At 64.4% G+C, this 16,309-nt stretch carries 13 protein-coding genes and 1 pseudogene; 5 read left to right on the top strand and 9 right to left on the bottom strand.

Annotation, left to right across the window (positions count from 1 at the left end):
* The first annotated feature begins 14 nt into the window (after positions 1-14).
* Positions 15-827 (top strand): N-formylglutamate deformylase, encoded by an 813-nt coding sequence (hutG, locus tag BJG93_RS05490; protein WP_027197321.1) that lies wholly within the window; start codon positions 15-17, stop codon positions 825-827.
* 205 nt (positions 828-1,032) lie between these two features.
* Here the strand turns inward: hutG and BJG93_RS36020 are convergent, their stop codons facing one another.
* Entirely contained in the window at positions 1,033-1,167 is a 135-nt protein-coding gene (locus tag BJG93_RS36020; RefSeq protein WP_269217457.1) for a hypothetical protein, read from the bottom strand.
* 250 nt (positions 1,168-1,417) lie between these two features.
* Here BJG93_RS36020 and BJG93_RS05495 point away from each other — a divergent pair, with 250 nt between their 5' ends.
* Both BJG93_RS05495 and BJG93_RS05500 read left to right on the top strand, forming a co-directional pair.
* Positions 1,418-2,080, top strand: coding sequence for a hypothetical protein (locus BJG93_RS05495; RefSeq protein WP_027197322.1), 663 nt, complete (start codon positions 1,418-1,420; stop codon positions 2,078-2,080).
* A 69-nt stretch (positions 2,081-2,149) separates the two neighbouring features.
* Complete coding sequence (locus BJG93_RS05500; RefSeq protein WP_027197323.1) at positions 2,150-4,063, top strand: DUF3857 domain-containing transglutaminase family protein; 1,914 nt, start codon at positions 2,150-2,152, stop codon at positions 4,061-4,063.
* Between the two features lie 58 nt (positions 4,064-4,121).
* On the opposite strand, the gene BJG93_RS05505 is transcribed toward BJG93_RS05500, so the two are convergent.
* From BJG93_RS05505 to glgC, 5 genes are all read right to left on the bottom strand, one after another.
* Positions 4,122-5,273: a branched-chain amino acid ABC transporter substrate-binding protein gene (locus BJG93_RS05505; RefSeq protein ID WP_027197324.1), complete on the bottom strand. Its 1,152-nt coding sequence runs from the start codon at positions 5,271-5,273 to the stop codon at positions 4,122-4,124.
* A gap of 422 nt (positions 5,274-5,695) precedes the next feature.
* Positions 5,696-6,157 carry a hypothetical protein gene (locus tag BJG93_RS05510; RefSeq protein ID WP_027197325.1) on the bottom strand — a complete coding sequence of 154 codons (462 nt, stop codon included), beginning with the start codon at positions 6,155-6,157 and terminating at the stop codon, positions 5,696-5,698.
* A 146-nt stretch (positions 6,158-6,303) separates the two neighbouring features.
* A complete protein-coding gene (gene pdxY / locus BJG93_RS05515) occupies positions 6,304-7,170 on the bottom strand; it encodes a pyridoxal kinase PdxY (RefSeq protein ID WP_027197326.1) in 867 nt (288 codons plus the stop codon).
* Positions 7,171-7,414: 244 nt separating this feature from the next.
* Positions 7,415-8,875 carry a glycogen synthase GlgA gene (glgA, locus tag BJG93_RS05520; protein ID WP_027197327.1) on the bottom strand — a complete coding sequence of 487 codons (1,461 nt, stop codon included), beginning with the start codon at positions 8,873-8,875 and terminating at the stop codon, positions 7,415-7,417.
* Positions 8,876-8,952: 77 nt separating this feature from the next.
* Positions 8,953-10,218, bottom strand: coding sequence for a glucose-1-phosphate adenylyltransferase (glgC, locus tag BJG93_RS05525; protein ID WP_027197328.1), 1,266 nt, complete (start codon positions 10,216-10,218; stop codon positions 8,953-8,955).
* 473 nt (positions 10,219-10,691) lie between these two features.
* Between glgC and BJG93_RS05530 the strand changes: the two genes are divergently transcribed.
* Both BJG93_RS05530 and BJG93_RS05535 read left to right on the top strand, forming a co-directional pair.
* Positions 10,692-11,762, top strand: coding sequence for an alpha/beta fold hydrolase (locus tag BJG93_RS05530; protein WP_027197329.1), 1,071 nt, complete (start codon positions 10,692-10,694; stop codon positions 11,760-11,762).
* 97 nt (positions 11,763-11,859) lie between these two features.
* A complete protein-coding gene (locus tag BJG93_RS05535; RefSeq protein WP_027197330.1) occupies positions 11,860-12,339 on the top strand; it encodes a hypothetical protein in 480 nt (159 codons plus the stop codon).
* Positions 12,340-12,869: 530 nt separating this feature from the next.
* Here the strand turns inward: BJG93_RS05535 and BJG93_RS05540 are convergent.
* The 3 genes and pseudogenes from BJG93_RS05540 to BJG93_RS05550 form a co-directional block, all read right to left on the bottom strand.
* On the bottom strand, positions 12,870-14,597 hold the full coding sequence (locus tag BJG93_RS05540; protein WP_071336545.1) for a methyl-accepting chemotaxis protein: 1,728 nt from the start codon (positions 14,595-14,597) through the stop codon (positions 12,870-12,872).
* A 517-nt stretch (positions 14,598-15,114) separates the two neighbouring features.
* A complete protein-coding gene (locus BJG93_RS05545) occupies positions 15,115-15,573 on the bottom strand; it encodes an NUDIX domain-containing protein (RefSeq protein WP_154671814.1) in 459 nt (152 codons plus the stop codon).
* Between the two features lie 207 nt (positions 15,574-15,780).
* Positions 15,781-16,105, bottom strand: a pseudogene (locus tag BJG93_RS05550) (DUF2784 family protein).
* Between the last annotated feature and the right edge of the window lie 204 nt (positions 16,106-16,309).

The raw sequence follows: 16,309 nt of genomic DNA on the forward strand, positions 1-16,309 counted from the left end.
GATTCCGGACTGACATGACTGCTTCGAACCTCACGCCGGTTTTCTCGCTGCATCAGGGAAGCCTGCCGCTTCTGATCTCGATCCCGCATGTGGGCACCCAGATTCCCGCCGACATCGCCGCGACGATGACGCCGGTCGCGCAACGCACCGACGATTGCGACTGGCATCTCGATCGCCTGTATGCATTCGCGAAGCGCCTCGGCGCGTCGATCCTGACGCCGGCCTACGCGCGCTACGTGATCGACCTGAACCGTCCGCCCGACGGCGCGAACCTGTACCCGGGGCAGGACACCACAGGTCTGCTGCCGGTCGATACGTTCGACAAGGAGCCGCTCTATCGTGACGGCCATCTGCCCGACGATGCGGAAATCGCGCGCCGTCGCGACGCGTACTGGCGGCCGTATCACGACGCGCTCACCGGCGAGCTCGCGGCGCTGAAAGCGAAGCACGGCAAGGTGCTGTTGTGGGAAGCGCATTCGATCCGCTCGCAGGTGCCGCGTTTTTTCGACGGACGTCTGCCGGACTTCAACTTCGGCACCTCGGACGGGGCGAGCGCGGCGCCGGGCATGGCCGAAGCGCTGGCGGCGCTGGTCGAGCGTCACGGCGGGTATTCGGCGATTGCGAATGGCCGCTTCAAGGGCGGCTATATCACGCGGCAATACGGACAGCCCGAACAGGGCGTGCATGCGGTGCAACTCGAGCTGTCGCAGATCACGTACATGGAAGAGCGCCTGCCCTATGGGTACGATGAAAAGCTCGCCGCGCACGTCGCGCCGCTGCTCGAAGCGCTGCTGACGACGGCTCTCGCGCGCGTGACGGCAGCCTGAGGTCAACGCATTCGCGTATCACGAAGGTGTAACAGCATGTGTCTGTGATTGCATGCCGGCGCGGTCGTATGGAATGTTTGAACGTCGAGCGCGCAAAGCGTATCGTGCGCCGGCTGGTCCCACGACGCGGCGGGCAATGAAAAAAGCCCCGCGAAAGCGGGGCTTTTTGATGTGCACCGCGTCCTTGGACACGGTTTCACCGCCATTAGTGGCAGCGCTTTTCCCAATGATGATGCACGCGCACCTTGTGGCACTCGTGACGATGCTCATCAGCTTGAGCGGGAGCGATCGCGCTCAGGGTGGCGACGGCTGCGGCGATGGCGAGAACGATTTTCTTCATTACAAAACCCTTAAGTCAGTGTTGGGGAGCAACCGATACAGCACGACGCGTGCCGCGGCGGCGTGTAAGCATGCCACAATCGCGCGGCCGCTGGCAGGAACGGCGCGCGCGTACGTGTGTCGATGCAACACGCGATGTGTCGTACGCCCCGTTTTAACGCCGCGACACCACGAGGCGACTATCCTTTCACAACGATGAGGTGCGCGACGCAGTCATCGGTTCATCAGGCGAAAAGATGGAAGACCCAGCGATGGAAGATTCCGACGAATTGCTGCTGCCAGTCTGGCGCGCGAACCTGGTGTTGCTGACCAGCGAGGTCGGCGCCGCGAGCCGGCTCGCGCGCATGATGACGTTTTCCGCGAGCTATCTGAAGTTGATGCTGTCCGGCAAGCGCGAATTCAGCGAGGAATTCGTGCGCGGCGTCGAGGCGGTCACCGGTTTGCCGGCCGGCTGGATGAACGTGCCGCACGCCGATCACGAGATTCCGTCGAATGCGCGCGAGGCGATCGACAACGAGCAGCCGCTCGCGCGCTTTCGCGGCACCGCGCATCCGGTGCGCAAGAAAACGGTGCTGCGGCCCGAGCCGATTTTTGGGCAGCCGGGGCCCGCGCGGCGCATCGACGAAGGAACGCTCGATGTCGAAGCGCACCGCCGGCACGCGCATTTTCGCAAGGTGCGCGATCTCGCGACACAGGAAGTGCGGCGCTTCGAGCGGCATCTGCTGCATGCGCCGGTGGAGCTGGCGTCGATGCGCGCGAAGGTCGAGGACGTGGTGGCCGCGGCCGAGCTCGACGACCGCATTCAGGCCGATCTCGAGGGCCGGCTCGAACAGATCGACAAGCACCGGCATCTGCTGCTCAGGCACGTGGAAAAATTGCAGGCGCTGTTGAGCCAGCTCGACGACGGCGAGTGAAGGCGGCCGCTGAAACGCGCGTGCCGGCGTTGTGCTACAACCACGACACGAACCTGGCCGAGGTGGAGCTTGCGGAACATCGTCGTCACGTTGGCGCGCACGTCGATCGTCGGCGTCGGGCTCGCGTGCGTCGCCTTCCCTTTGTGCGCGGCCGCAGGCGAAATCGCCACCTCCGCCGACGAACGCGCCCCTTCGACGATCGAGCGCGACGTCCACCTGTTCGTGATTCAGAAAGACGGCTCCATCGAGGAACACGACGACACGCTGATGCGCGCGGACACGGCCAGCGGCGTCGACGCTATCGCGCAACGCTACGTGTGGTTCAACAAGGACATCGAGCAGGTGCAACTGTTGGCCGCCGAAACGATCGATCCCGACGGCACCGCGCATGCGGTTGGCCCCGAGGCGATCCGCGACGTGGAGGAGCCGCGCTCGGCCGGCGCGCCGAGCTTCGAGGACGGCGTGCTGCGCACCGTGATTTTCCCGGGCGTCCAGACCGGCTCGCGCGTACATCTCGCGTTTCGCAAGACCCGCGCGAAGGCGCTACAGGCGGGTACCTTCGCGTATCTGGTCGAACCGTCGCTCGAGCCCATCGACGAGCAGCGTCTGATCTTCGATCTGCCCGCCGACCTGCCGCTCCATGCGGACGCGCGTGGCTACGTCGCGCTGCCGCCCGTCACCGCGAACGGCCGCACCCGCTACGAGTTCGACTATCGGCACGGCCCGTATCCGCGGCTGGAAGCGGGCGCGGTCGGCTATGCGAACTGGGGCGACCGGCTGATGGTATCGACGGTGCCGGACTTCGCGAGCTTTGCCGCGCGCTATCGCGGCCCCGCCGACAACGACCCGACCCGCGACGACCCCACGATCGTCCGTCTCGCGCAGCAACTGACGGCAGGCCTGACCGATCCTCGCGACAAAGCCCGCGCGCTGTACGACTGGATGCGTCTGAACATCCGCTACGTCGCGCTTTTTCTCGGCGAGACGGCGGCGATTCCGCACAAGGCCGCCGACATCCTGCGCAACCGCTATGGCGACTGCAAGGACCACGTCGCGCTATACGGCGCGCTGCTCGCGGCCGCCGGCATTGGCAGCGAGCCGGTGCTGCTCAATCTCGGCCCGTACTACACGCTGCCCGACGTGCCCGGCTACGGCGCGAGCGCGATCAATCACGCGATCATCTGGATTCCTGAACTGGCGCAATTCGCGGATACGTCGGCGGGGGGCACCGAGTTCGGCTATCTGCCTGGCGGCGTGATGGACCGCCCGGTGCTGCTCGTCGACGACGGCGTGCTCGCGCGCACGCCCGCCACGCAACGGCGCGAACGCAACGCGCGGGTGCAGATCGACGTCGACGAAAACGGCACCGCGCACTACGCGTACCGCGTCGAGGACGCGGGCTATACCGCGGAACTCGAGCGCAACACGCTGCGCCGCGCGACGCGCCAGGGCGCGCAGCAGCTTGCCGCGAGCCGTCTGCTGCAAACGGGCCTGCACGGCACCGCGCAGTTGCAGACCGACGACGTCGCCGTGACCGGCGGACCGTTCGCGACGTCGATGCAAGGCAGCGTGCCGCATCTGATCTGGCCGGACGGCACGACCGCCGTGCCGGCGCTGACGAGCCTCGCCGGCGGCATGCGCTCGCAGATCGAGGCGTGGCTCGCGGAGCCCGTCAGAACGCAGCCGTGGGCGTGCATCGGCGGGCAGTTCGATGAAACGCTGGAAATGAGCTTGCCGCGCTTCGTGCGCGTGACGGCGCTGCCGACCGACGGCACGGTCGAGGACCCGCAGATCACGTTTGCGTCGCATTACGTTTTCGATCCGGCGACGCACACCTTGCAGGTCAACCGGCATCTGCGCGCCGCGTTCGGGCACCAGATGTGTACGGCAAACGAATTCGCGGCGATTCGCGAGGATCTCGTGCGCATCGAGCGTGATCTCGATGCCGAGCTGGTCGTGCGGGCGGCGAGCGCAACCCGGTAGCGCGCCCCGCGCCGGCCGCCAACCGGGCAGGGCCGCCACGATTCGTCGCACGGGAAGCTTAGGTGCCGCTCTTCGTCACGACCGGCACCCACGCACCGTTCTTCACCTGATACAGCGTCGATGCGCCGCTCTTCAACGCGCCGGTGCCGTCGAACGAGATCTTGCCGGTCACGCCGTCGTAGTCGATCGTCTTGAGCACCGGACGGTACACGTTCGGCGAATCGGATTTCGCTTGCTGCATCGCCTTGATCGCGACCCACGCGCCGTCATAGCCGAACGGCGCATAGGACAGCACATCCACGCCGAAGCGCTTCTTGAACTTCGCGTTGAAGTCCTTGCCACCCGGCAGTTGCGCGAGCGGACGGCCGTATTCCCAGGCCATCGCGCCGTCGGACGCATCGCCCGCGAGCTTGATGAAGTCCTCGTCCATCACGCCGCCGCCACCGACCAGTTGCGCGTTCAGGCCGAGCTGCTTCATGCGTCGCGCGAAGCCCGCCGCCTGGCTGTCGAGACCGGCGAAGAACACGAGGTCGACATTGGCGCCCTTGAACTTGGTGATCTGCGTGCTGAAGTCGACCGCGTGGTTGTCCGTGTAGTCGCGCGCGACGATCGTGCCGCCGTGCGCCTTCACGGCCTTCTCGAATTCGTCGGCCTCGCCCTGGCCGAACGCGGTGCGATCGTCGATGATCGCGATGCGCTTGGCCTTCGTCACGTCGACCGCATAGGCGCCGGCGTTGCCGGCGTTCTGCGCATCGGTCGAAATCACCATGAAGGTGTTCGCGAAGCCGCGGCCGGTGATGATCGGGTTCGTCGCCGCGGGGTCGAGCACCGGAATGCCAGCCTGCTCATAGACCTGCGAGGCAGGGATCGTCGTGCCGGAGTTGAAGTGGCCGACGACCACCGCGACGCCCGAGTCGACCAGCTTCTGCGCGGCCTGCACGCCGACGCGCGGGTCGGCCTGGTCGTCCTGCGAGACGATCTCGAAGTGCGCGACCTTGTCGCCGATCTTGATCTTCTGCGCGTTGGCTTCGTCGATCGCCAGCCGCACGCCGTTTTCCAGGTCCTTGCCGTAGCCGGCATTGGCGCCCGTCAGCGGCGCGGCAAAGCCGATCTTGACCGGCAGGTCGGCGGCGAAACTGGCGGCAGGCGCAACGGCAAACATCGCGCCCACGAGCAGCGCCAAGGGTTTTAGCGGGTTGCGAAGACTCATGGTCTCTCCTTGCATCGACGGTTGTTGTGAAAGCGGTCAGACGGCGAAGCGATACGACACGTGAAGCAGAGCTCGGAGCCTCGTGCATTGCGAGACTACAAAGGATCGGCCGCCGCTCACCGTGCTGGAATACACGCAGTCGCGTTGCGCTTCGCAGCGTGTTTGCGCGGTCACTGTGGGGCGAATATAGAAAGCCAAATTGCCGTCGTCTTGGCAATTCGTGGCGTGTTGAATGAGCATTTCGGCATAGGCGGCAACACGCGCATCACGTGCGTATGGAGCGTGCGTCAGGCTAGCGAGGGGGCGTGCCGTGCGAAGGTCCGCGGCGGCTGCGGATTACGGCACATGCTTAAGAAGCCGGCGCGAGCGCGCCGGCCGGTGTGGCGGTGTCGGGTCGACGCCGCGTGATGCGAGTCTTGTGCCTAGCGCTCGCCCTGCTGACGCAGCAGCTCTTCACGCAGACGTAACAGCGGCGCCTTGGTGTCTTCGTCGGCCCACGTGTCGAGGTCGTCGATCGCGCGCTGGCAGCCGTCCAGCACGACGTCGAGATCGACCGGCACGCCGTTGTTCAGCGCGAATTCGATCGTCTCCGCGAACTGTTGGCACTCGTCCTCGCCGTACGCGATGTCGAGATTGTCGGCGATGATTTCGGCGATGTTGCTGCGCGCCTTGTCGTCGGCCGTCACCATCTCGACGATGCCGCGCGCGACGGCGGGCGAGTAGTAGAGCGCGATATCGAGCCATTGCGCCGGATCGAAGTCGGGCTGGTCGAACTGGTTCTCGAAGAACTCGATCGCTTCCTGTTCGTGCGCTTCGTCCGCGTCGACGCTCATGCACAACTGCTCAAAAAATTCTTCCCGCTCGCTGCGGATGTGACCGTCCATCGATGCCTCGTGTGCTGTATGCCGGGTGCTGAAAATGCGGTGGAGTGCGGGCGCAAGCCCTAGTCCACCACGCGGCACGCATTATAGGACGGCCGCCAGCAAGGCGTGGCGAGGGTGCCCGGTCACGCGCGATGTGCCTAAGCGGCCTAAGCCGTCTCCGCGACCCAGGCGTCGAACCACTCGCGCGGCTGGGCGATTTCATTTTGCATCGCCACGAGTTCGAGTTCATAGCGCCCGGCCTGCCAGGTCGCCTTGACCACCGCGTTCACCGCGGCGAGCGTGTGCTCGAAGGCCGAGCGGATCGAATCGCCGAGCAGCGTGCGCGCGACGAATATCGCGCTCGTCAGATCGCCGACGCCGACCGGTTGGCGCGCGAACGGATAGAGCGGGCGCTGCCCCATCCACGCTTCGCGCTCAGTGACGACGAGCATGTTGAAGCGGTCTGCGGGACTGTTGCGATCGAGCAGATGCTTGACGAGCACGAGCTTCGGCCCGCGCGCGAGCAACTCGCGGCACGCGGCCACGGCTTCCTCGAGCGTCTCGATCTCGCGGCCGACGAGGCGCTGTAATTCGATGTGATTCGGCGCGATCGCGTCGGCGACTTGCGGCATCTCGCGCACTAGGAATGCCTGGATGCCCGGCTCGGTCTTGTAGCCACCCGCGGCACCCATCACCGGATCGCAGAAGTACCAGGCACGAGGATTGACCGCCTTGACCGCCTTGACGATTTCGATCACCGCGCGCGCCTGTTCCGTCGTGCCGAGATAGCCCGAAAGCACCGCGTCGCAGCGCGGCAGCATGCCGATCGCGCCGATGCCTTCGACGAGCTCCTCCATCTGCGATGCGTCGATCGCGCTGCCGCTCCAGTGCCCGTATTGGGTGTGATTCGAGAACTGCATGGTGTTGAGCGGCCACACGTTGACGCCGAGCCGGCGCATCGGAAACACGGCCGCGCTGTTGCCGGCGTGACCGAATACGACATGGGACTGAATGCTCAGAACGTTTTTCGTCATGGTAAGGCTCGCGCAACCGGTCATGCGCGCTCAGCAAAACAGGGAGAGAGGCCCGCGCGCCGCGCGGCAGACATGCCTGATACAGATGGTGCAGGAAAAATGCACAAACTGCATCGCCGGCAAGTTAGCAAACGATACAGGAGTTTGACAGCCGCGAGTTGATCCGTCCCCGTGCTGTTGCGCCGAACCATCAAACGCGCGCGAAAATGAATAAAACCTGGCGGATACGCGCGCGGGCGATGCGTCAGAGGAGCTCGCGATACAAGGCCAGATAGCGCTCGGCCGACGCGCCCCAGCCGAAGTCCTGGCGCATCGCGCGGCGCTGCGTGGCCTTCCATTCGGTGCGGCGCGCGTAGAGCGCGAACGCGCGGCGGATCGCCCCGGCGAGTCCCTTCGGATCGAAGCGGTCGAACACGAAGCCGGTGGCGAAATCGTCGGCGAGGTTTTCGAGCGATGCGTCGGCGACGGTATCCGCGAGACCGCCGACGCAGTGCACGAGCGGCAGCGAGCCATAGGCGAGGGCATAGAGCTGGGTGAGCCCGCACGGCTCGAAGCGCGACGGCACCGCGACCACGTCGCTGCCGGCGATGATCGTATGCGCGAGCGTTTCGTCGAAGCCGAGCTCGACCGCGACCGATTCGGGGTGCGCCTGCGCGACCATCTTCAGGCCGTTCTCGAGCGCCGGATCGCCGGTGCCGAACACGACCAGTTGCCCGCCGCGCTTGACGATCTCCGGCACCGCGCCGAGCAGCAGGTCGAGGCCTTTCTGCTCGGTCAGCCGGCTGACGACGCCGAACAGCAGCGCATCGCTTTTCTGCGCGAGGCCGAAGCGCTTTTGCAGCGCTTCCTTGCAGGCGAGCTTGCCTGCCAGCCGCGACGCGCTGTAGTGCGTCGCGAGCAGCTGATCGGCGGCGGGGTTCCACACCGTGTAGTCGACGCCGTTCAGGATGCCGCTCAGATCGTGCGCGCGATGGCGCAGCAGCGCATCGAGCCCGCCGCCGTGCGCGAGCGTCTGGATTTCGCGCGCATAGGTCGGGCTGACGGTCGTGATGCGGTCGGTGTAGTAGAGCCCCGCCTTCAGGAACGACAGCTGCCCATAGAACTCGACACCGTGCATGTTGAAGAAATCGTGCGGCAGGCCGAGCAGGCTGAACTGATGGGCGGGAAAGATCCCCTGGTAGGCGAGGTTGTGGATCGTGAACACGCTGCGCGCGGGCGCGCGGCCGTGCTCGCGTTCGGCGGCCTTCAGATAGGCGGGCGCGAGCCCCGCGTGCCAGTCGTGCGCGTGAACGATCTGCGGCGACCACGTCGGGTCCAGCTGCTGCGCGAGCTGCGCGGCGATCCAGCCGAGCAACGCGAAACGCTGCGCGTTGTCGCCGTATGGCACGTGTTCGTCGTTCAGATACGGGTTGCCGGGCCGGTCGTACAGCGACGCGGCGCGGATCACGTAGACGGCGAGCCCGTTGGTGGGCAGCGTGCCGCGTTCGAGCGTCACGTCCGGCGCGCCGAAGCGGCTGCCCAGCTGCGCGACCGGCTGCAGATCGCGCAGGCCCGCGAGCACGGCCGGGAAGCCCGGCAGCAGCACCCGCACGTCGGCGCCGCGCTCGATCAGCGCGGACGGAAGCGCGCCCGCGACGTCGGCGAGACCGCCCGTTTTGAGGAGGGGATACAGCTCGCTTGCGACGTGCAGGGCGCGAATCGTCATAGGCCGGGTCTTGGTTGGGACGGCAGGGTTGCTCGGGGTTGGCACAGAGTCGACACGGCGGTTGCGTGCGGCGCGCGCTACTGCGGATGCTTGCGCAACGCCTCCTGCGTGACCAGCACGACGCCTTCGTCGGTGCGATAAAAGCGCTCAGCGTCGCGCGCCGGGTCTTCGCCGATCACCGTGCCTTCCGGAATCGTGCAGCCCCGGTCGATCACCACTTTCTGCAGGCGGCAGCTCGGGCCGACCATGACCTGCGGCAACAAGACTGCCTCATTGATGTTACAGAACGAACTCACTTTCACGTTCGACGACAGCACCGAGCGCGAAATCTGCGAGCCTGAGATCACGCAGCCGCCGCAGACGATCAGATTGTTGCCCGTGCCCTGCAACCCCTTCATGTCGCGGACGAACTTCGCGGGCGGTAACTGTTCCTGGTACGTCCAGATCGGCCATGACTCGTCGTACAGGTCGAGCGTCGGGATCGTCGACGCGAGGTCGAGGTTCGCGGCCCAGTACGCGTCGATCGTGCCGACGTCGCGCCAGTACGGCTCGACGCTCGGGTCCGACGACACGCACGACATGCTGAACGGATGCGCGATCGCGACGCCCTGCGTGACGACGCGCGGCAGGATGTCCTTGCCGAAGTCGTGATCGGTGTCGATCGCGGCGATGTTCTCTTCGAGCAACCTGTACAGGTAGTCGGCGTTGAACACGTAGATGCCCATACTCGCGAGCGCCGTGTCGGGGCGGCCAGGCATCGCGGGCGGGTCGGCCGGCTTTTCGACGAAGCCGGTCACGCGGCGGTTTTCGTCGACCGCCATCACGCCGAACGCGACCGCTTCCATGCGCGGCACCTCGATGCAGCCTACCGTGCAGTCGGCGCCGCTGTCCGCGTGATCGGCGATCATGCGCGTGTAGTCCATCTTGTAGACGTGGTCGCCCGCGAGCACGACCACGTACTTCGGGCGGATCGAGTGGATGATGTCGAGGTTCTGGAACACCGCGTCGGCGGTGCCGCGATACCAATGCGCGCCTTCGACGCGCTGCTGCGCGGGCCATAGGTCGATGAACTCGCCCATCTCGCCGCGCAGGAAGCTCCAGCCGCGCTGTAGATGCCGCAGCAGCGAATGCGCCTTGTACTGCGTGACCACCGCGATGCGGCGGATGCCGGAGTTCAGGCAGTTGGACAGCGCGAAATCGATGATCCGGTATTTGCCGCCGAAGTGCACCGCCGGCTTCACGCGCTTGTTCGTGAGCGGCCCGAGCCGGGTGCCGCGGCCGCCTGCGAGGACGATCGCGAGGGTAGTGCGCTGTAAGTCGTTCAGCCGTGCGGGGGTATTCATAGGTGTCTCCTGTGGACCGAAGCGAACACTGCGGTGCTTGCTTCGCTCCGATGCAAGATGGTTGCTTGATTGATATACCCCCGGGATGATCTGGTCGCTTCTTCGGCGCAGGTGATTCGTGCTGCCTGGCAGTCGTGCCGCGTTACGGTTGTCGGCTGCCTGCTTCTCGCGCGTCCGTCAGTCTGTTCTAGCACCGATTGGACGCGAGCGAATAGTGTTTATTGCCGGGCCGCGCGGCGGACCATCCTCTAACGATGGGCTGTTGCGGCGCGCCAATCGGTGCGGCGCAACACATAGGGCGCAAGGTTGCGCGCGGACAACGCGTGGTCCTACCTGCCGCAATGTGCATGCCACACCACCCGAGCCGCGAGGCCCCGCGGTTGCGCGACCGGCGTCACAGCTCGGCGGCGCGTCGTAGAATCATGTGCTCCGAGCCTCGTGCCTTCCTTGTTGCATCTTTTCCAGACCATCCGATGACTCTTCGCCGCCCATTCCTGCTTGCCGTATCGAGTGTCTGCGCTTGTGCGATGCTCTGCGCGGCGTCTGTCGCGGCGGCCGCCGCGAGCGCCGCGGCCGCGTCTTCTGTCGACGATCCGGGCAGGGCCTACGGTCCGGAGCTGCAGGGCTACGACTATCCGGCGCCGGTAGAACGCTTCGAATTCACCTCGCAGGGCGTGTCTTTGCAGATGGCCTTCATGGACGTGAAGCCGGCGCATGGGAACGGCCGCACCGTGGTGTTGCTGCACGGCAAGAATTTCTGTTCGGCGACGTGGGACGCGACGATTCGCCGGTTGAGCGATGCCGGCTATCGCGTGATCGCACCGGATCAGATCGGCTTTTGCAAATCGAGCAAGCCCGAGCATTACCAGTACAGCTTCCAGCAGCTCGCGCGCAATACCCATGCGTTACTCGAGTCGCTCGGCGTCAGCGACGTGACGATGGTCGGCCATTCGACGGGCGGCATGCTCGCCGTGCGCTATGCGCTGATGTATCCGCGCGAGACGCAGCAGCTGGTGCTCGTGAACCCGATTGGGCTCGAGGACTGGAAGGCCAAGGGCGTGCCGTCGCTGTCGGTCGACCAGTGGTATCAGCGCGAGCTGAAGACCACCGCCGACGGCATCCGCCGCTATGAACAGGCGACGTACTACGCGGGGCAATGGCGCGCGGACTATGAACCGTGGGTGCAGATGCTCGCGGGCATGTATCGCGGGCCGGGCAAGCAGGTGGTCGCGTGGAATTCCGCGCTGCTCTACGACATGATTTACACCCAGCCGGTTTTCTATGAGCTAGGGCAGCTCAGCATGCCGACGCTGCTGCTGATCGGTCAGAAGGACACGAGCGCGGTCGGCAAGGATGCGGCGCCCCCCGAAGTGCGCGCGACGCTCGGCCATTACCCGGAACTAGGCCGCGCGGCCGCGAAAGCGATTCCGCATGCGACGCTCGTCGAGTTCGCGGGGCTCGGTCACGCGCCGCAGATGCAGGACCCGCAAGCGTTTCATCAGGCGCTGCTGGATGGGATGGCGGCGGTGCCGGCGAATCGGTGAGCGTTCAAAAGGCTTTCTGTCCCGCCACCATAGTCCTACGTCGTTCACCGCTGGGCGAAACTTCTTAGCGGCTACTTTATGCCTCCGGCAGCTCGACGTGCACGCGTATCTGCTCACCGAGCGGTTCGTGCACGAGTGCGCCGGCAACCAGCAGTTCCGTGGCCGCTTCAACTTGAACCGCGCGCATACGCTGCTGAATGACTCATGGAATGCCGAACGTCTGCTGCTCGGTGACGGCGCTGACTACTGGAGGAGCCTGGACGGCCGAGGACTTGGGGGCGAGGTTCATCCGACGGAGCACAACTGGGTCGACTACGACTCGTTGGGCCACATCGTGTTGTGCGTGTTGAAAGACATCCCTGATTGGCGCGAGTACGCACTTGCCAATCACAGCGACGACGTCCAGCGGATTGCGGCGTGTGGTTCGTGGGCAGCTCGTGAAATTTTGGGGACTGCGCAAGATGCGCAGTTGCCGCGCTTGCCGGATACCGAGAGCGCCAAGCGGTTCTTCGATGGCGACGTCGCGCTTTTCACGGCGCTTCGGGACGCTTACTGGAATCGAAAGCCGAAGACTTGAGTCGCAAAGCCGTGGCCAGCCGCTGTGGCCGTTTAATGCTGCCCACATCGGGTCGGCACTAGCCGGTCAGCCACGAAATCTCGCGCGTGCCCTGCTTAACTTGCCCGCTTGGGAGCGCTGAACAGCGCAGTCCAACCAGCGAAGCAGGGTGGGTAACTTGTTACCCTCGCGGATGTGACAGTCCATACAATCCCAATCCTGCCTACTTTCACGGGATTTGAAAATGTGTCGGCTCTACGCGTTCGTTGGCGCGGGTAGCAAAGCTATCCACCTTACGCCTCTGAGCTTCCGCTTCGGGTCGAGAGTACGCACTGCCGACTGGCTGCTTCCGGGCCGCTGAATTCCAGCGGCCGCTTTGGAGCGATGAGTTCGAAGAGCCGACCGACGCTGCCCCGACCCCAAAGAGACGGTCGGTTTTGCGGAAAGCCGCCGTTCAGAACCGTTGCAGACTGTCCGGCAGACGATGGGACGAATTACCGCGGCGACCTACTGGCGGACCGGCGTTGATGTCTTCTCTTCATACGACGCTGTCAGAACGTTTCCCAGTCCGCGCCCTCGACCGTCACCGGCGAGTCAGCGCGCCGCGGTATCGGCGCGGGGACTTTCGTGGTTGATACGGCACGCTCGGCTACACAGACGGGCCGCTTCGCTGCTGGCGGCTTCGCAACAGACAGCGGGCGCGCTGCTGGCGCGGCGATATCGGTCTGCGCCGTGCGGAACACCGCTACCGCAGCGCGCAACTGCTTCGCCTGGTCCTCCAGCGAGCCAGCCGCGGCCGCCGCCTCTTCGACCAGCGCCGCGTTCTGCTGCGTGACTTGGTCCATTTGGCTGATCGCCTGGTGCACCTGTTCAATGCCGCGGCTCTGCTCGCTCGAAGCCGACGCGATCTCGCCCATGATGTCGGTCACGCGCTGAATCGCTGTGCCAACCTTGTCCATCGTCTCTCCTGCCCGCGCGACCAAGTCGGTTCCGGCTTGCACGCGGCTGCCCGAGGTCTCGATGAGCTCCTTGATTTCCTTCGCCGCTACCGACGAGCGCTGCGCCAGAGAGCGCACTTCGCTGGCTACTACCGCAAAGCCCCGACCCTGCTCGCCCGCCCGCGCCGCCTCCACCGCCGCATTGAGTGCGAGGATGTTGGTCTGGAATGCGATGCCCTCGATCACGCCGGTGATTTCGGCGATCTTGCCCGCGCTTTCCTCGATGCCCGCCATCGTCCCGACTACCTCCCCGACGATTGCCGAACCTTCTTTGGCAACAGCATGCGCACTGTCCGCGAGGCCGCTCGCCTGGCGAGCGTTCTCCGAATTCTGCTTGACAGTGGCCGTGAGTTCCTCCATGCTCGCCGCCGTTTCCTGCAGCGACGCCGCCTGTTCCTCCGTGCGAGAAGATAGGTCGGTGTTGCCCTGCGCGATCTGTCGCGCGCCCGTCATTACCGACTCGGCGCCCATGCGGATCTCGCCGACGGTGTTAGACAGGCTTTCGGTCATGGTGCGAAGCGAGCGAAGCAGTTGCCCCGTCTCGTCCCTGCCATCTGCGTCGATCCCCGTGGCCAGGTTGCCCTGCGCAACTTTCTCAGCCGCGTCGACGGCTACATGCAGCGGCCGAACGATCGAGCGCGTGACCAGCAGCGCGCAAACCCCTCCGATCGCCAGCGCGAGCGCCGCGAGCACCAGTACGAGCATGCGAGCGTCGGCATACGATGCGCTCGATGCGTCGTGCTCGGTCGCTACCTGGTTGCCGACATAATCGATCAGGGCTTGGACTGCGCCGAGATACTGGTTCTCCAGCGGCACCTGTTCGCTCAGTAACTTCTGGCGTGCCCCTTCGGCGTCGCCGGCCTTGATCTGCGCGATGACTGCCGCCCGGTCGGACAAATACGCCTGACGGGCGGACGCTACATTGGCCCAGAGCTCTTTGCCCTGGTCCGTGTCAAGGAGTTGCTGGATTTCTTCGACTGCCTTGGACACGATATCGTGACCATTGCCGATCGATTGCAGATTGCCGCTTACGACCTCCGACTGGTTGCCTGCCAACGCGGCCAATGCGTCGCGTTCCATCACCGCCTGCCCTCGAGTGATTTCGAGCAGCTTGTGCAGATCCCACAACACCGGCATGCGCGAGCGCGTGACGTTATTGACGTCCTGGTTGAAGCCACTCAGTCCACTCAGTGATACGGCTGCAAGTGCGAACGTTAGCAGCAACGTGACTGCGAACGCCAGCGCGAGGCGCGCTCCTATTTTCATGTTGCTCAATCGCATATGAGAGTTCCATCTTTCAATATCTGCCACCTGGCCACCGGCTTGCCGGGCAATTGTGTTAACGACAAGAAGGACGGAAACTTAAGGGTTAGTACTTATAGTTTGGCTGCAAAGTAGCCGATTGTCGCGAATGCGACCGTCCACTTAGCGACCGATGATCAACTGCCCCTAGCTCAGATTGCATAAGATCGAATCGGGCTCATGTCGACCCTATATAGATAGTCCTTCACGGGTTCTGATAATGGCCGTTCGATGACACCATTACTGGCCCGGTATGATGCCCGGCGAGACCCGGTCGCAAAAGTTGGGCAATGGTTGATGCAGTAAACCCGATGGAAGCTTGGGCGTCATTCGACACCTTCGCTGCGATCGCCAGCATCCCCCGCTCGCGATATGCCACTGGCGTTGGGACCAACGTCAAATGCAGGATGCCCACGATTGTGGACGAGATAAACCGCTGCCCTTCGCAGTCGGCGGAGCTTGACCCCGGGCAGCCGGGATACCGCCCGGTCGACATCTAACGGCAAAGTTCTCCGCTCAGATACGCAGCCACTGGCGCTGTCAGTCCGAAGCCATGCAATTCCTCCGGCGTTGCCAGATGCGCGGCGACAATCTCGCGATTATCAATTCGCAGCTCGGGTAGGCGCTCGAGGTGTAGTTCGAAGAAATGCACCCGGTCTCGTCGTCCGTCCCAGGCGCCGCAGACGCTGCCCACCGGGAGCAATGTGTACGACGACAGACCAATTTCCTCTTCCATTTCGCGCTGCGCGGCTGCCTCGGGCGTCTCTCCGGGATGGACACTTCCTCCCGGAAGATTCCACGCGGTCCGGTACGATGCTTTCACGAGCAATAGCGACTGCCCGACATAGATTGCGACAAGCGCGCCCTGATGGGTGGGTCGTCGAAGGTGCCACCAGACACGAGCAAGCGGATATCCGATGCGAAGTGCCATACGCCAGACAAAGTCGATGATCATGGAACCGTAGTTTAGGCAGCGTTTGATATTGCTCAGGATAGCGATGGACGGCAATTCCGAGGCGTATGTCGACCGGCCGTCGATGGCCGAACTGGGTCCGATGACGATTGGCTCAGGTCAACCCGTTATAGATAGTCCGTCCCGCTGCGGATCGTGGTGATGGTCGGCGAGAAGATCGGCAGCAGGACGAGATCTCATGTGGACGCCTCATGAACGCGGCGGGACGCGACACCACGTGACTGCCACGACCAGCAGGAACACCGCGTAGGCCATCGCGAACACCCCCGAAGCCCTGTGGGCCGACGCATCCGGTACGAAGCCAGTCCTCCAGGACCGTCAGCGGACACGGTATGTCAAGAATAGCGAGAGTCGCGACGACGCCTATCTCGGTGAGATGCGCGATCCGGAACACGCGGTTGCGTATCCAGTCGCGTTTCAACCATGCGCCTGTCCAGATAGCGATTAACCCGCCGACGATAAACAGTACGATCAGCGCGTGCAACACAAGAACGGTATTGGCCAGCCAGTTCATGATGCGGGCGTCCGGTTCGATATCGCCAACGTCGACCAATGTCGGCCCCGCCTACGGCAGCTTCAGAGCGATCGTTCAGTATAAAAGCCCCTCGAACGGAACGCGGTACCCATACTTCACGCGATTGTCGCCAATTCTCACTTGACGCTCGAATGTCTGTTGTTGGCCGATCGGGTGAGGTCGCCAACGGTCGCTTAGTGGCGC

Source organism: Paraburkholderia sprentiae WSM5005 (genome assembly GCF_001865575.2).
GTDB classification, from domain to species: Bacteria; Pseudomonadota; Gammaproteobacteria; order Burkholderiales; family Burkholderiaceae; genus Paraburkholderia; species Paraburkholderia sprentiae.

Bases quoted from the DNA above. Each gene is read 5' to 3' on its own strand.
- hutG (WP_027197321.1), top strand. From the start codon at position 15: ATGACTGCTTCGAACCTCACGCCGGTTTTCTCGCTGCATCAGGGAAGC.
- BJG93_RS36020 (WP_269217457.1), bottom strand. From the start codon at position 1,167: ATGAAGAAAATCGTTCTCGCCATCGCCGCAGCCGTCGCCACCCTGAGC.
- BJG93_RS05495 (WP_027197322.1), top strand. From the start codon at position 1,418: ATGGAAGATTCCGACGAATTGCTGCTGCCAGTCTGGCGCGCGAACCTG.
- BJG93_RS05505 (WP_027197324.1), bottom strand. From the start codon at position 5,273: ATGAGTCTTCGCAACCCGCTAAAACCCTTGGCGCTGCTCGTGGGCGCG.
- BJG93_RS05510 (WP_027197325.1), bottom strand. From the start codon at position 6,157: ATGGACGGTCACATCCGCAGCGAGCGGGAAGAATTTTTTGAGCAGTTG.
- pdxY (WP_027197326.1), bottom strand. From the start codon at position 7,170: ATGACGAAAAACGTTCTGAGCATTCAGTCCCATGTCGTATTCGGTCAC.
- glgA (WP_027197327.1), bottom strand. From the start codon at position 8,875: ATGACGATTCGCGCCCTGCACGTCGCAAGCGAGCTGTATCCCCTCCTC.
- glgC (WP_027197328.1), bottom strand. From the start codon at position 10,218: ATGAATACCCCCGCACGGCTGAACGACTTACAGCGCACTACCCTCGCG.
- BJG93_RS05530 (WP_027197329.1), top strand. From the start codon at position 10,692: ATGACTCTTCGCCGCCCATTCCTGCTTGCCGTATCGAGTGTCTGCGCT.
- BJG93_RS05540 (WP_071336545.1), bottom strand. From the start codon at position 14,597: ATGCGATTGAGCAACATGAAAATAGGAGCGCGCCTCGCGCTGGCGTTC.
- BJG93_RS05545 (WP_154671814.1), bottom strand. From the start codon at position 15,573: ATGATCATCGACTTTGTCTGGCGTATGGCACTTCGCATCGGATATCCG.